This is a genomic window from Sulfurovum sp. (genome assembly GCF_015493435.1).
GTDB lineage: Bacteria > Campylobacterota > Campylobacteria > Campylobacterales > Sulfurovaceae > Sulfurovum.
The window spans coordinates 18,388-33,931 of sequence record NZ_WGDD01000035.1; the positions used below are offsets into that span (position 1 = coordinate 18,388).

Below are 15,544 nucleotides of genomic sequence, written 5' to 3' on the forward strand. Positions count from 1 at the left end.
TAAACGCTTTTTTTATTTAAACACTTTCCCACAATCTCTTATGATCGCACCCGGTACAGTAGCTATGGTCATGAACTCTGACATTTGAAGCAGCGGATACATAACAGAGATGTAATATTTGGGTTCCATGATCTTGGCTTCGCCGTTTTCTATGAGCACGGGGTAGGGCAGCAGTGCGGCATTGTTCGTACCGATACGGCTGATGAACTTGTTCGTGCGTCTGCCCAGCAGGACGCCGATGAGGGTTGCCCCATTATCGAGTTTTTGTTCAAAGACAACTTTTTTATTATGCTTGATCTTTTTGAGAAGATTATTCCCTCTTGCAACTACGACCATATCCTGGTATTGAGGCATTCCGTGCATGAACTGGTATTTCGGCAAAAGCTGGAATTTCAGTTTGTCTTTGGAGTTCAACAGATTATCGAAATTGCTTGTGATCTTTTTAAGTGTCGCTTTTGCCGCTTTGTCATTATAGTTATCCTGGAGAAATGCTTTTGCCATATAGATAGGGTTGGTAATACTGATATGATGATCTTTTTTATTGACAAGCAGGCGAAGCGATGCTGCAAATCCGCGGTTTTTTTTACTTGCTTCCTTTGTGAGTTCTTTATCGGTAAAGACAATGGAAACCAGTTTTCCTTTTTTGTCAAGCGGTGTGACGGAAAGGATGGAAAAACCTGCTTTTTTCAAACGTTTTTTAGCCTCTTTGACCTCTATGAATTTGCCTCTGATGTAAGCCGAAACCCTTCCGTGGATCACTTCGCCGATATTGGTTGCTGTATTCTGCGCTTTTTGTTTTGCCGCTCTTTGTTCAGGCGGAATGTAGTTTGGAGGCATTCGTTTTGAAAATTTGATGGAACGGTCGGCAATATCCTGGCTATTGTATGTTTCCACTTTGACAGGCTGAACCGGTTTAGGAGGCTTTGGTATGGTTATCTTAATTGTTTCGCCGCCTATTTGAATTGTTTCGCCTTCCTGCTTTGACTGTACAGCAGCTTTTTCCCCGGTTTTCTTAAGAGCTGCAGGTGCTTCTGTGCCTTTTTTCACAGGGGTGGCAGCTTCAGGTTTTGTTTTCGCTGCCGGAACATGCTCTCTGGTTTGGGTTTTGTTTGCCGTGACGGTTACAGCCAGTGGTTTGGGTGTTTCGTTGAGCGGGTTGACATTTTCTACGGCGACCATACCCATTGAAGTGAGGATTTCCGGAATTTCTTTGTCGAGTTTGTCTATCCATTCGACCCGTTTCTTGCTGGTAATGTGCAGTGTATTTTTGACATTGGCAAGTGTCGGCATCCCTATGACCATCTGGTTGGAATCTTTTTTGATGTAGACATACATGGTACAGGGTGCAAAAAGGCCTGCATCCGGGCGTGCACCCTTTGTATCAAATACATTGTATGAATAACTCAGGTGACAGAGTGAATAACTCCAGAAGGCATCAAAACCTCCAATAACGTCTTCTGCATCATCATTATCCATAAAGTTATGGAATCCGGCTATAAGATAGTGTTTGTCAATGAATGCAAGTTCAAATTTGTTCTGGAACTCTTCGATAAAGTCGTCCATATCGGTATCATCATCTCTTTTGAAAGTATAAATGAAGTTGAGCATTTTCTTTTTGGTGGCATTTTCATATGGTATCTGTTTTACGGTGTATTTGAGTCCTTTAGCTTTGAAAAATGTTTCAATCTTTTTATCCAGAGGGGCGAAAGAAGCGGTAAATTTTCTTTTGACCGTTTCATTGTTGATACCGAGAATATCCAGCATGGCTTCAGGTGTCAAGTGCCCTACATGGGTGACTTTGTCAGTAAGCTTTTTATAGATGAGCATATTGAAAGGTGAGAAACCTGCGATGCGCGGATCGATATTGAAAAGCGGCATGACGACACTGTCATCGACAGCGGGAAGGAAGCTTAGTACATCGAGGACAGTTGAGCCGTATTTGGCTTTGTACTGGTCATTGACCCGGTGATGCGGGTCTGCCATGTTGAAGCCGACTGATTCGATCTCTTTTTCAACCAGCTGATTGTACTGTTTCTCTGCTTTACCCTCTATCACATACATTTTAGCAAGAAATTTTTTCCCGGTTTTGGAAGCGGAAACTGCTGCAGGAGTTGTCTCTGCTGTCTTGGCAGGTGTTGTTTTTGCAGGTGTTGTTTTTTTGAGCAGCGTCAAAGGATTGACGTTTGGAATAGGCTTCATACCGATCTGTTTCAGCAGTGCGGGGATCTCCGTGTCAAGTTTTTCTACAAGCTTGACTCTTTTTTCGTCTGTAATACCCAATGTATCAGACCAGTTGTGCAACCTGTACATTCCGACGAAAAGTTTATTGCTTCCTTTGGGAATGAACATATACATGGTACACGGCGCAAACAGCCCTGCCAGGGGGTGAGCCCCTTTTGTGTCGAACATATTGTAGGAAAATTCCAGGTGGCAGAGGGAGTAGCTCCAGAATGCATCGTACCCTTTTAGGATTTTCTTGGCATCCGGTGTGCCTTCCATGAAGTTATGATATCCAGCTATCAGATAATTTTTATCGATGAATGCTGTTTCAAACTTGTCCTGGATCTCATCCATGAAATCTTCGATATCATCGACAGGTTGAAAGTCGTATTCGTATGTGAGCATAGTTTGTTTTGGCAGTTTTTTTACAGGCAGATAACGCTTTTTCCCGCCCAGCTCTTTTTCAAGCATTGCATTGAGCGGCTTGAAGCTTTCAGTAAATGTTTTTCGGACTTTGTCATTTTTGATACCCAGTATGTCAAGCATGACTTTGGGACTGAGGTGGCCTACCTGTGTATACGGCTCATCAAGCTTTTTGGCAATGAGCATATTGAACGGTCCGAAACCGGCGATGCGCGGATCGATATTCAGCAGGGGGAGCATCATTTTGTCATTGACGACAGGCATGAAGCTGAGTACATCAAGTACAGTCGATCCGTATTTCTTTTTGTACTGGTCGTTGACCCTCTTGTGGGGATCGGTCAAATGAAAACCGATTGTTTTGATCTTTTCTTCCATCAGAGCGTTGAACTTGTCCTGAATATTGCCGTCGACAGTGTAAATAACAGCAAGCGAGTTGTCACTTTTTTCATTAGCCGAAAAGAGTGTGGCGGGCATCAGGAGTATGATGCCAAGAAGGAGCACTTTTCTAAAAACAGACATAGGGATATCCTTTTGTAATTAATAATATAGGATAGCATAAAGTATATGGATAAAATTAATGAAATTAATGATTTTTGATCAATAGAAGTGAAAAGCTACCAAAAGTTACGGCAGCTTTTCGGGGAAAATATGCGGGAAGATTATTTGTGTGCTTCGTTGTCGTCAGCTACTTCTTTTACAGATTTTCTTGACTCTTTTGAAATTGTCTTAGTAGAGTCGTTGGCATTGTCAGAGATTGTTTTAGTAGAGTCATTGGCATTGTCAGAAACATCTTTTACAGATTTTCTTGTCTCTTTTGAAATTGTTTTAGTAGAGTCATTGGCATTGTCAGAAACATCTTTTACAGAATCTCGTGAATCATTGGAAATTGTTTTGGTGGAATCATTGGCATTGTCAGAAACATCTTTTACGGAATCTCTTGAGTCATTGGAGACTGTTTTGACAGAATCTCTTGAATCGTTGGATACAGTTTTTGTTGCATCATTGATGTCTTTGGAGACAGAGACAGCAGAATCTTTCATGTCTTTTGATGCGATAGTGGTAGAATCTTTAAGATCTTTCGTTGTATTGGTAATGGAATCTTTTGTATCTTCTGATACTTCTACTGTTGCGTCCCTGACATCTTTGCTGGTAGATACCTGAGCTGTTTTAAGGTCGTCAGATACTTTAACACCTGTGTCTTTTGCGTCGGCACTGACGTTTGTTACCGTTCTTTCTGCACTTTTACTGGTTTCAACCGCACCGTCTTTCATAGATTCGACACTGTCTTTCGCATCTTTACTCATACTGATACTTGCTTCTTTCATATCTTTGAACATATCTCCAAAGCTGAAGTCTGCATGTACACTTGTAAAAAGTGCTGCCGCTGCTACACATGAAATTACTATTTTTTTCATCTGGTTTCCTTTTAATTGATTTTTTGGGTTCCACCATCTTAGCACCTAAACTTTAAATAAAAACTTAAATATTATAAAAAAATGTAATTAAATTTTATGATGATAATCAATGGAACTGTGTTATTAAAGATAATTGGTTACAATGTCAAAACAAAATACCAAAGTATAAAGGAGATGTATAAATGGAAAGGTTTTTACGTCACATTACGATGCTGACAGCAGCAACAACAGTGCTTGTCATGGCAGAAGGATACACACAGGCGGACAGAATAGCGGACATGCAAAAGATGGCACAAGCCATGCAGGATATACAGTCCGGCTTTTTTTACAATAATGTCGATATTGTCAAAGCAGGGACAAAAGTGCTGAAAAACACGATCGTCAATGTAAGACCGATCGATTCAGAAGTGAACAATAAAGATATTTATGAAAAATGGCTCAACAATGATTTGAAAATGACACATAAAATTCAAAAGAAGATCAAAAAGAAAGCAACAGTACTCGAAGAGCGTTTTGCAGACGGCGATGCGATTCAGGCTTTACAGGAATACAGCAGAATCGCGCAGCAGTGTATGAAATGCCATGTCCGTTTGAGAAAATGGTAATATCCTGCATAACGATTAACCATAAAGCAGTAAAATAGCCTTATGAATTTCCTTGGGCAAAGAGGATTTTAAAACTTTAGAATGAAAAGAAACACTATATGTTGAAACTAAAAAATACTATTCTGTTCATACTTCTTTTTGGAAGCACAGTCTATGCAGGCGGAATTTCTCTGACCGGTACCATTGTGTCTGACGGACAGAAAATGATCGGAAGCCGCTATATGGGGTATGTCAAAAAGGTGTATGTCAAACTCGGAGACAAGGTCAAGCGCGAAGATGATCTTTATGAAATGGAATCAGCAGAATTTGACATTATGAAGACACAGGCCAATCTGATGCTTGAACAGTCTCAGATCGCTTTGGAATACTGGAAAGACCGCTTGCGTGTGATCAATAAAAAGAAAGAGAATGTCAAAAAGAAATACGGCATGACCGGGTTTGGCATGGACGATCTTGAAGGACAGATTGAAACAGTCAAGGCAATGCTCGAATCTACCAAAATTATGGTTAAACATGCGGCAGAACAGGTAAAACAGATGGCTATAGTGTTTAATTATCTTAAAATGAAAGCACCGGCAGACGGTGTTGTGGTACAAAAAAATATCAAAGTGGGAGATATGGTCATGCCCGGTATGCTGACCATAATGATCGTTGATACGGAACATCTTGAAATCGATGTTTCGCTTCCTGCGGGAATTATAGGAAAAATACACGAAGGCCAGCGGCTTGCAGTGGAAATACCTGCAATCAAGTACAATACGATCGGGAAGATAAAGGCCATTATTCCCGATGCAAACCCTATGACACACAAGATCAAAATGCGTGTCTCTTTTGACAAGGGAAAGAAAAATATCTTCCCCGGAATGTATGCAAAAGTAATCATCCCGGAAGGTACGTAAAAAAAGAGACCCTTTTTGTAGATTTATCGCTGAAAAAATGCTACACTATTCTATAAAAATACTTTGAAGGATAGCGTCTGATGGAAAATGTATATGATCTTATAATAATAGGCGGCGGACCCGGAGGCATAGGGTCCGCAGTAGAAGCAAATGTACTGGGGCTTAAAAAAGTACTGATGATAGAAAAAACGGATAATCATTCCCATACGATACGCAAATTTTACAAAGATCAAAAACGTGTTGATAAGGATTGGCAGGGGCAAGCAGTGGACCTTGAAGGCAATGTCGAATTTACAGACGGTACCAAAGAGAGCACGCTTGACTACTTTGACAGGCTTCTTGACGATGAATCGATCGATACACGTTTTAACTGCGCTGTGGAAAAAGTTGAGAAGATCGACGGACTTTTCCATGTCACTTCGGGCTGCGGTACGGATCTGGCTAAAAATATCATTGTTTCCATCGGACGCATGGGAAAACCCAATAAACCTTCCTATAAAATCCCTGCATCACTCAGGCAGCAGGTCAATTTTAACCTGGACAAATGCAGCAACGGCGAAAAGATACTTGTTGTAGGGGGCGGTGATACCGCTGTGGAGTATGCCTGTGATTTGAGCAGTACGAATGAAGTGGTATTGAATTACAGAAGAGAAGAGCTTACCCGACCCAATCCGACCAATCAGGAAATGATAAGTGAGTATTGTGAGAATGATGCTGTCAGGGTCAGGCTTGGTGTTGACATTGAAGGTTTGGAGAATATGCACGGACAGGTCCAGGTCAATTTCACGGACGGGCCGGAACTTTTTGACAGAGTGATCTATGCCATAGGCGGAACAACGCCGGTTGATTTTCTCAAAAGCTGCAACATCCCGCTTGATGAGACGGGAGAACCTATGTTTGATGAAAATTACGAAAGCGGTGTTGATGGGATGTATATCGCCGGTGATATTGCATTTAAAAGCGGCGGGAGTATTGCAATTGCTCTTAATCACGGTTATCGTATCGTAACACATATTTTAAGCAAGGAGAACTAAATGGCAAGTGTATTGCTGCCTATGGCAGAAGGATTTGAAGAGGTGGAAGCCGTTGCGCTGATCGATGTTATGCGCCGAGGCGGTATTGATGTGCGTGTGGCGTATCTTGAAGATGAAATGCAAGGCAATCTTGTACTTGGAGCGCACGGTATTACGATTCAGGCGGATACGTCCATTAAAAACGTTATTTCTGATGATTTTGATATGATCGTCCTTCCTGGCGGCTGGGGAGGTACGCAGGCATTGGCCGAAAATGCAAGGATACTGGAACTGCTGAGAGAATTCAAAGAGAATAAAGCAGTGGGTGCAATGTGTGCCGCCCCGTATGCGTTAAAAAAAGCGGGTGTACTCGGAGAACGCTATACGGCGTATCCCGGAGTGGAGAAAGAGATCGATCAGCCAGGTTATGTTGCAGATGAAAAAGTGGTAGTGGACGGAAACATCATGACTTCCCAGGGACCGGGGACGGCTGTCTGTTTCGGTCTGGCTATCGTAAAACGTCTCGTCGGTGAAGAAAGTATGCAGAATGTCAAAGATGCTATGCTGCTGAGCTACTGCTGAAGCCCGTTTAATTATAAGTATAAATTTACTAAATCATTAGTTTAATTTATATTTGTCTAAGTTTCCTTTTGTTATAGTATTTTCTATCCTGTAGAGAGAGGAAAGGAACCTGATGAAAAAAATATTGATTATTCTAATGTTGTGCGGTTTATCTGTCAGAGTATGTGCGAATGAAAATAATAGTTCGGGAGAAAACAACCGAACAAAAGAAGCTGTCCGAAAAGCGATGGAACTTGAAAAAAAATATGCCAAAGAGCAACGATTCTATTCGGGGGATGAGTATGATTTCAAAGGGGCTGAAGTAAACAAAGACAGCCTGAAGAGTGTACCTGTCATTAAGCCTGACTATGATTTTGACATGGATACGGGTGTTTATGATGACTGAGAGGAATGAAAACTTTTTTCTGCTTTAAGTGTTGGAAATTTTTTGGAGACGAGGAAACAGGCGGTAATAACAGCCTGTTATATCAATCGCCGTACTTCACAGTATACCAAATTCCTTTTCTTTGCCTGTCATGGCATAGTAAAGTTCATAGTAATTGTTGCTAATATATTCAAAATCACTCTGGGCTTCAGAAGTAGAGGCTATAAGGAACTGCATGCCGGGTTTGAGTTCCAGTTCTCCTTTGGGAAGCAATATGACAGAATCGTTTTCAACCGCAAGCAGAAAGATCAATTTTAATGATTTTCGGTAGTCGGACCGTGAACGTTTCAGCATATCCAGCGTGATCGTTGTGCCTCTTTTCAGTTCATGATAGAGGGCGTAGGTTTGTTCTTCACTGACCGTGATCTCAAAATGCTCCGGATTGTCTCCTATTTTTTTCTGCATCCTTTCCACAAGTGTTTTCCCCCACATCTCGTTTTGCGTGTGGATCAGCCGTACAAATCTATAGGCGAGGGGACGGGCAATAAAAAGATAGGTAAATTCGGAAAGGATCTGTTCAAGAATGTAGACACGGTTGATGCGTGCCGACTTGAAGATGCTGAGGTCATCAAGGGTGTTTTCCCTCGCAATGGTATAAATGTGTTTATTGAATTTTTTTGCTGTGGAAAGAATGGTCAGATTAATAAGATCATCTTTTGTGGCGGCAATGATACCTGCTGCATCCTTGATGCCTGCCTGAAGCAGCACGTCATGGTCTTCCGCATCACCGAATATGGCGCTCTCCTTTTTGCTTTTGTATTCCGATGATTTGAGATCGATATAGGTATAGGGGATATCCGCTTTTTCCAGTGCAGCTCCCAGTGCTTGCCCCATCCGACCGTAACCGCAGAGAATATAGGTGCCTTTTGGCAGTATTTCGCGATCCCTGATTTTAAGAATGTGTCCAAATATCCACATTTCCAGCAGCCACAGATCCGGTGAGGTGAGTGCCAGATAAAAACGGTTTGAAACAAAACGAAAAGGGTCCTCAATATAGCGGATACCAAGATTATGCAAGTGTTCTGTTTGACTGGGGGTCGTTGATTTGATAACAAGCTTGAGATGTTTATTGAGAAGACGGCACATCAGTGCGATTTTGGTATTTTTCAAGTCATTGTCAAAAAGAGAGATGACTCCTTCGCAGTTCTTTTTGTGGATACCGGCCAGTTTGAGTACTTCCGGCTGTGTTACATCTGCTGCAAGTGCCGGAACTTCAGGGATAAAATTTTCCAGTTCCAGTGCATTGATCTTTTCGTTGTTCTTGTCTACCACGACGACCCTGACTGCTGCCTTGTTGAGCCACTCTATGATCTTATGTGTGACATTGTTGTATCCCAGGATGATGATAAAAGGTTCACTGATCTTCGAAATTTTACTGCGGAACCGTGCAATGGAAAGTTCACGTGCCAGTTTTTGGTCCTGTATGAGTGCAATAATGGTTCCAATGCCGTAAAACCATCCGATAACGGTGAGGTAGATGCAAAACGAAACCCAGAGACGCTGGGGATAGGTGAAGGTATAGGGTGCTTCTCCGAAACCAATGGTTGAAGCCATGTAGCTGACGAAATAAAATGCATCAAAGAAGCTCATGTGGTAAGGCTTGCCCTGGTCATCCATCCCCGGGATCAGCGTCAGTCCGAGAATGGAGACGGAAAATGTAATGATGATCACCAAAAAGGGCATCCGCATTCGGCGGATAATGATCCAGATGGTGTTATTTCCTTCCATAGGCTACCGCTTGGATTTAAGTGTGTCTCCAATGAAGAGGAGGACAGATACGATGTTGGCAAGCAGTGCACCGCCGGAAAGGGAGACAACGGCCAGTGTACTTTCATTGTCCAGTCCGTGTCCGATGTAGAGGGCGATCGCCCAGACGCTTGCCGAAGCGATCAGCTGAATATCGGCAACAAGACTGGTCGCGAGCAAAACCGAACCCAGCTGAGTTTTATCTCCCAGTTTCAGTACCGTGGCGATCAGGTTGATAATAATGGCAGCGAAAAGTTCATAGGCGCTGTGGTATTCGATGTTGGACGGGTCTCCATAGAAAAACCCGAAGTTGATTGTCATGGCGAGGATAAAGAAAAACCCCGATATTACCTTTTCTGTATTCATTATGATTCTCCCTCTTCGGCCTTTGTATATGCAGCGTATAGTATAGCTAAAAACAATTTTAAAAATAGAGAGGTACTATGAATAGAAAGTTTCAACCCGGTTTCACCAAATCTCTGCTATATTAAAAATTTCCGAGAATAATCAGAAGGTCAATAGTCATGTCAGAAGAACCGAAATCAAAGCCGCAGTTTACCCATTTGCACCTCCATACAGAATATTCTCTGCTTGACGGTGCCAACAAAATCAAAGCCCTTGCCCAGAAGGTCAAAGCACTTGGTATGACTTCTGTGGCGATGACAGATCACGGCAATATGTTCGGAACCATCGACTTTTACAATACGATGCGAAAAGAGGGGATCAAACCGATCATTGGTATGGAAGCCTATGTCCACAATCAGCCGGAACTGGGTGACAAATCGGTACGTCAGCGTTTTCACCTTTGTCTGTATGCCAAAAATGAAGCAGGCTACAAAAACCTTATGTTCCTTTCTTCAAAAGCCTATCTTGAAGGTTTCTATTACTATCCGCGTATCAACTGGGACCTTTTGAAAGAGCATGCAGAGGGGCTTGTCTGCTCTTCTGCCTGTCTACAGGGGGAAGTGAACTGGCATCTCAACCTCTCCGAGCGTAATTTAAAGTTCGGTGCCAAAGGGTATGAGGAGGCCAAACGTGTCGCATTGAAATACCAAGAAGTTTTCGGCGATGATTTTTACCTTGAGCTGATGCGTCACGGTATTGGTGATCAGCATCGCATCGACAAACAGATCCTTCAGATTTCCCGCGAAACGGGCATTAAGATCATTGCGACCAATGATACCCACTATACTAATCCACAGGATGCGGATGCACATGAAGCTTTCATGTGTATTGCAATGAACAAACTCTATGATGATCCCAACCGTCTGCGCCACTCGGTTCATGAGTTCTATGTCAAGTCTCCCGAACAGATGGCAGAACTTTTTGCCGATATTCCGGAGGCTTTGGAAAATACACAGGAGATTGCAGCAAAATGCAACCTGGAGATCAAACTTGGCAACCCGACACCTCCGAATTTTAAATTTGCCAGAGAACGTGCTGCGGATATCGGCCTTCTCCTTCCCGAACCGGAAAAAGAATATTCGCTTCAAAACGATATTACATTGTTCATAGAAGAATCGCGCAGAGGACTTGAACGCCGCCTGAAGATCGTTCCCGAAGAGAAACATCAGGACTATCGAGAGCGGCTTCAGGTTGAGATAGATATTATCAACAATATGAAATTCCCGGGCTATATGCTTATTGTATGGGATTTTGTCAAAGCAGCCAAAGATATGGGCATACCGGTAGGTCCGGGACGGGGGTCGGCAGCCGGGTCTCTGGTGGCATACTCGCTGGAGATCACCGATATCGATCCTATGCCGTACGGACTGCTTTTTGAACGTTTCCTGAACCCGGAACGTGTATCGATGCCCGATATTGATATGGATTTCTGTCAGGCACGCCGTCAGGAGATACTTGATTATGTTATAGAGAAATACGGCCGCGTGAACGTTGCCCAGATCATTACTTTCGGTAAACTGCTTGCCAAAGGAGTCATCCGTGATGTGGCACGTGTTCTTGATATGCCGTACGCCAAGGCGGATGCTATGGCAAAGCTTATTCCCGACGAACTTGGTATTGATTTGAAAGCATCCTATGAAAAAGAACCCAAGATCAAAGCACTTCTCGAAAGTGATCCTACGGCCAAGAGGACATGGGAATATGCTCTGGCGCTTGAAGGACTGAACAGGAATGCAGGAACACATGCCGCGGGTGTGGTCATTTCGAATGAACCGCTCTGGCAGAAAACACCGCTCTTCAAGCCTTCCGGTATGGATACACTGGCAACCCAGTACAGCGGAAAATATGTGGAAGATGTTGACCTGATCAAGTTTGACTTCCTTGGACTCAAGACACTGACCGTTATTGAAGAGGCGCTTCAGCTGGTTGAAAAACGGCATGGAAAGCGTATTAACTTTGTCGAAGAGAATATTGAAGATCCCAACGTTTACGAATACATCTCAACCGGTGAAACACTGGGACTTTTTCAAATTGAATCGGCAGGTATGCAGGATCTGGCCAAAAAGCTCAAGCCCAACGGATTTGAAGACATTATTGCGATGCTTGCACTCTATCGTCCGGGCCCGATGGAGTCGGGTATGCTCGATGATTTTGTCGACAGAAAACACGGCCGGGCGGAAATTACTTATGATTTCCCGGAACTCGAACCGATCCTCAAGCCAACGTACGGGGTTATTGTCTATCAGGAGCAGGTAATGCAGATCGTGCAGACGATCGGCGGTTTTTCTCTTGGCGGAGCCGACCTTGTACGTAGAGCAATGGGTAAAAAGATCAAAGCAGAGATGGATAAGCTTAAAGGTGAATTTGCAGAGGGGGCAGCCAAGAAAGGTTTTGACAAAGCCAAAGCGGAAAACCTCTTTGACCTGATCGTGAAATTTGCCGGTTACGGATTCAATAAATCACACTCAGCCGCCTATGCGATGGTAACCTTCTATACTTCTTATCTGAAGTATTATTATCCGACAGAATTCATGGCGGCTATTTTGACTCTGGAAAAGAACAATACGGATAAAGTTGTTAAATATGTCGATGAACTCAAACGTATGGGCATCAAACTTCTGCCACCCGATATCAACCGTTCGGGTCTGGTTTTTGAAGCGACCGAGATTGACGGTGACGAAGTGGTCATGTTCGGTATGGGTGCGATCAAAGGAGCAGGGGATATCGCGATCAATACGATGCTTGAAGCAAGAGAAGGGGAACAGTTTAAAGATTTTTCCGATTTTGTATCACGTATCGACTCAAGCAAGGTCAACAAAAAGGTTATAGAATCACTTATTAAAGCCGGTGCACTGGACAGTTTTGGCTACAGCCGAAAGGCAATGCTCTCGCAGATCGAAGAAATCATCGATACGGCCAAGAAAGCGGGAGAAGCCAAGAAAATGGCAGTGGGTTCACTCTTTGGCGAGGGAGCGGAAATGACGTCTGTGGCATTGGTACTTCAGCCTATGGAAGAATTCGAGCCGATGGAGATACTGGAAATGGAAAAAGAGTCTCTCGGTTTTTATGTGTCGGGACACCCTTTGGATAAATACCGTGAAACGCTGGATGGTATCAGCTATACGCTCAGTTCCGAAATTGATGACCTCGCTGATGGTTCGCAGGCGCTTTTCATAGGAAAGATTGAAAATATCACTGAAAAGATTTCCAAGAAAGGAAACAAGTTCGGTATTGCCAGTATTATGGACCTGCACGGCAATATCGAACTGATGCTTTTTGAGAACAGGCTCAAAGAACTTGAAGAAGATTTTGACATGACCAAGCCGATTGCTTTTAAAGTCAAGGTCAGCAAAGACGGTGATTTTACCCGCATGAATATTCTCAAGATCGAATCTCTCAAAGATGCCAAAAAAGAAAAAGTAAAAGTCAAAAAAGAGGAAAAACATACACCTGAACCCGAACAGCCGCCGCTGATTTTGGCACTCAATCTTATGCCTGATGCCAAAACAGTGGAAGAGCTGATGTGTCTGGTGGAACGCTATCCGGGGAAACGGCCGCTGGAACTGCATATCAAATCCAAGCTTGCTGATGTCATTATCGAGTCAAAGTGGAAAGTCAGTGAAATGCTGCTTGAAGAGGCAAAAGATCTCGGTATTTATCTTGAAGAAAATTTGGTACTGGAACAGTAGGTATACCAAAAGAAGCAATTATTTTGAAAATAAGGCAAATTGATCCTTTTTGCCAAAAAGTATATTTTTTCTTAAATTATATCTGATAGAATAGTATTAGAAAATTTAAAGAAGAGGGATCAAAATGAAACTGTATAGATTTGTATTGTCATTTTTGCTGATTGTCGGGTACCTGCAGGCCGATGTACATTCCAATGAAGCCAAAACGGAACTGACCGGTGAACTGTACGGTTCAAAAGGGAATCAGGAAGCCCGGATCGATGCCCTGATCCAAAAGATCGGTTCGATCGGCTTCAGTACGGTTGCGGCAAACAAACATATAGAAGTGCATTATTTGAATAAATTCAAAGAGAAAAATGTAGAAATGATCTCTTTTTTCGATATTGTGAACAAAAAGAAAATGAGACCTCTTTTACTTAAAAATCCTGATTTCGGAGCCTATGCTCCTTTTAATTTCCTCGTGTATAAAACGCTTGATACCAAAGAAGACAACAATACCTGGTACGGACATCTTGCTCCGGATACAATGTTGAATATCATCGGAGAGAAGGATCCTGCGACAAGAGATCAATTCAAAGCGATGGTACAAGGGTTTGATGACCTGGTCGTCAAAGAGATGCAGCCTACCATGACAAAGAAATTCGTACATTCCAAACCACTGCCCGAACATGGTTTGACAAAGATGGTCATGAAGTTTGATGCGCCGGATGATATGGAAGAGTTCATTGAAGATTTTGTGATGAAGCATGACGGTGCTTTTTCCAAACATGATTTTATCATTGCAGGGTTTGTGGACTATAAATTTGAATATAGTGATATGGATCTTGATTTTGACAAATATGATGCCTACTGGGTTTCACTGCTGTGCCATTTTAAATTTTCCAATTCTATTTTCAACAGAGGCATTCCTGAAGCAGGTATGTTCGCACCGTGTTCGATCTACTTCTATATCCCCAAAGGCAAAAATGAATTGCATGTGGGCTATGCCAGTGTCGATAACTGGATCAATGCACTTAACTTCAAAGACCAGAAGACCATCGACTATATGAGAGCGATCGATGCTGAAGTGATCGAGACGTTCAGAGAACTTGGTTTTGAACTGGAAGCCCAGGGTGCGAAGGTGCCTGAAGTGATGTCCCTGGATGAAGAGAACCGACAGCTTAAGGCAAAGGTCAAAGCACTGGAAGCACAGATAGAAGCGATGAAAAAAGGTGAGACCACAGTAGAAACAAGACCGCAGGCAGCTGCGGTAAAAGCAGTACCTCAAAAGGTTTTCAGAGGAGCCAAACTGCAAATAGGCGCAAAGGCACCCAAAAAACTTTCAACCTATTATGCGGCCAAGTACCAAACCGTAGATGCGCTCAAGGCAAAACTTGAAGCCAACGGATTCACCGTACTGGCTGTGACACCTATATTGGCAGGCAAAACGGTGGTAACGATTACCAATGAGGAATTGCAGAAAACCAATACCTTTCTTGCCACACTGCATGTGCTTGTCAACGAAGGAAATGAGATACGTGTGCAGAACCCCTCCTATTTCGGAGCAGCCTACCTTCAGGACAAATACAAATATGGACAATTCGTTAAAACACTGGAAGCATTGCAGGCTGCTTTGGGCGATATGTACGAAGTCAAAGAGCAGTATGAACTTGCCGATCTCCCCAAATACCAGTTTATGTTCGGCATGCCGTACCTGAACGATACCATTACTGTAGCAAAAGGAGATAATCTGGCTGCAAAGGTCACAGGCAAAGATGCAGTCAAATATGTAGCCTATACGCTCAAACTGCCGAACGGTGACATGATCGTCGGGCATAAGCTGAGAAACAGGACCAACAAGTTCCTGTTGAAAGTCAATGCGGCACGTGATGCGGATATTCTTCCCTATGAATCGATGATCAAGGGGAAGAAAGCAGTGATGCTTGATCCCAAATATTATCTTGCACTGTCTCTGCCTCTTTTGAGTATGTCTGACTTTATGAAAATCGCTTCTGCTCCCGGAGAGATTGAAAAAGATGTCAAAAGAGCCTACAAATAACAAAAATGTTACACATAGAAAAGAGAGAAGATTCTTTTCTGTGTAAAATAGGAACAAATAACTAACATAAGTTTTTAAAAATACT

The 15,544-nt window shown here is 42.8% G+C and carries 11 protein-coding genes; 7 read left to right on the forward strand and 4 right to left on the reverse strand.

Translation table 11 applies throughout. The features are described from left to right. Window positions 1-12: 12 nt before the first annotated feature. Window positions 13-3,162 carry a hypothetical protein gene (locus F8L24_RS06590; protein WP_294953457.1) on the reverse strand — a complete coding sequence of 1,050 codons (3,150 nt, stop codon included), beginning with the start codon at window positions 3,160-3,162 and terminating at the stop codon, window positions 13-15. A gap of 140 nt (window positions 3,163-3,302) precedes the next feature. Then, a complete protein-coding gene (locus F8L24_RS06595; protein ID WP_294953460.1) occupies window positions 3,303-4,058 on the reverse strand; it encodes a hypothetical protein in 756 nt (251 codons plus the stop codon). 182 nt (window positions 4,059-4,240) lie between these two features. Here F8L24_RS06595 and F8L24_RS06600 point away from each other — a divergent pair, with 182 nt between their 5' ends. The 5 genes from F8L24_RS06600 (at window position 4,241) to F8L24_RS06620 (ending at window position 7,542) form a co-directional block, all read left to right on the forward strand. Further along, window positions 4,241-4,663, forward strand: coding sequence for a cytochrome C (locus F8L24_RS06600; protein WP_294953463.1), 423 nt, complete (start codon window positions 4,241-4,243; stop codon window positions 4,661-4,663). Window positions 4,664-4,761: 98 nt separating this feature from the next. Next, window positions 4,762-5,562, forward strand: coding sequence for an efflux RND transporter periplasmic adaptor subunit (locus tag F8L24_RS06605; protein ID WP_294953466.1), 801 nt, complete (start codon window positions 4,762-4,764; stop codon window positions 5,560-5,562). An 80-nt stretch (window positions 5,563-5,642) separates the two neighbouring features. Beyond that, window positions 5,643-6,596, forward strand: coding sequence for an NAD(P)-binding domain-containing protein (locus F8L24_RS06610; protein ID WP_294953469.1), 954 nt, complete (start codon window positions 5,643-5,645; stop codon window positions 6,594-6,596). Then, window positions 6,597-7,157: a DJ-1 family glyoxalase III gene (locus tag F8L24_RS06615; RefSeq protein WP_294953472.1), complete on the forward strand. Its 561-nt coding sequence runs from the start codon at window positions 6,597-6,599 to the stop codon at window positions 7,155-7,157. A gap of 112 nt (window positions 7,158-7,269) precedes the next feature. Continuing rightward, window positions 7,270-7,542 carry a hypothetical protein gene (locus tag F8L24_RS06620; RefSeq protein ID WP_294953475.1) on the forward strand — a complete coding sequence of 91 codons (273 nt, stop codon included), beginning with the start codon at window positions 7,270-7,272 and terminating at the stop codon, window positions 7,540-7,542. Window positions 7,543-7,638: 96 nt separating this feature from the next. On the opposite strand, the gene F8L24_RS06625 is transcribed toward F8L24_RS06620, so the two are convergent. Together F8L24_RS06625 and F8L24_RS06630 are read right to left on the reverse strand one after the other, a co-directional pair. Beyond that, window positions 7,639-9,309 carry an NAD-binding protein gene (locus tag F8L24_RS06625; RefSeq protein ID WP_294953478.1) on the reverse strand — a complete coding sequence of 557 codons (1,671 nt, stop codon included), beginning with the start codon at window positions 9,307-9,309 and terminating at the stop codon, window positions 7,639-7,641. A 3-nt stretch (window positions 9,310-9,312) separates the two neighbouring features. After that, window positions 9,313-9,693: a DUF6394 family protein gene (locus tag F8L24_RS06630; protein WP_294953481.1), complete on the reverse strand. Its 381-nt coding sequence runs from the start codon at window positions 9,691-9,693 to the stop codon at window positions 9,313-9,315. Between the two features lie 158 nt (window positions 9,694-9,851). Here F8L24_RS06630 and dnaE point away from each other — a divergent pair, with 158 nt between their 5' ends. Together dnaE and F8L24_RS06640 are read left to right on the forward strand one after the other, a co-directional pair. After that, window positions 9,852-13,421: a DNA polymerase III subunit alpha gene (gene dnaE, locus F8L24_RS06635; RefSeq protein ID WP_294953484.1), complete on the forward strand. Its 3,570-nt coding sequence runs from the start codon at window positions 9,852-9,854 to the stop codon at window positions 13,419-13,421. Between the two features lie 124 nt (window positions 13,422-13,545). Further along, window positions 13,546-15,459, forward strand: a complete 1,914-nt coding sequence (locus tag F8L24_RS06640) for a hypothetical protein (RefSeq protein WP_294953488.1) — start codon at window positions 13,546-13,548, stop codon at window positions 15,457-15,459. Window positions 15,460-15,544 lie beyond the last annotated feature (85 nt).

Excerpts from the sequence above, each read along its gene's own strand:
- F8L24_RS06605 (WP_294953466.1), top strand. The coding sequence starts at position 4,762 with ATGTTGAAACTAAAAAATACTATTCTGTTCATACTTCTTTTTGGAAGC.
- F8L24_RS06620 (WP_294953475.1), top strand. The coding sequence starts at position 7,270 with ATGAAAAAAATATTGATTATTCTAATGTTGTGCGGTTTATCTGTCAGA.
- F8L24_RS06600 (WP_294953463.1), top strand. The coding sequence starts at position 4,241 with ATGGAAAGGTTTTTACGTCACATTACGATGCTGACAGCAGCAACAACA.
- dnaE (WP_294953484.1), top strand. The coding sequence starts at position 9,852 with ATGTCAGAAGAACCGAAATCAAAGCCGCAGTTTACCCATTTGCACCTC.
- F8L24_RS06615 (WP_294953472.1), top strand. The coding sequence starts at position 6,597 with ATGGCAAGTGTATTGCTGCCTATGGCAGAAGGATTTGAAGAGGTGGAA.
- F8L24_RS06610 (WP_294953469.1), top strand. The coding sequence starts at position 5,643 with ATGGAAAATGTATATGATCTTATAATAATAGGCGGCGGACCCGGAGGC.
- F8L24_RS06630 (WP_294953481.1), bottom strand. The coding sequence starts at position 9,693 with ATGAATACAGAAAAGGTAATATCGGGGTTTTTCTTTATCCTCGCCATG.
- F8L24_RS06590 (WP_294953457.1), bottom strand. The coding sequence starts at position 3,162 with ATGTCTGTTTTTAGAAAAGTGCTCCTTCTTGGCATCATACTCCTGATG.
- F8L24_RS06625 (WP_294953478.1), bottom strand. The coding sequence starts at position 9,309 with ATGGAAGGAAATAACACCATCTGGATCATTATCCGCCGAATGCGGATG.
- F8L24_RS06640 (WP_294953488.1), top strand. The coding sequence starts at position 13,546 with ATGAAACTGTATAGATTTGTATTGTCATTTTTGCTGATTGTCGGGTAC.
- F8L24_RS06595 (WP_294953460.1), bottom strand. The coding sequence starts at position 4,058 with ATGAAAAAAATAGTAATTTCATGTGTAGCAGCGGCAGCACTTTTTACA.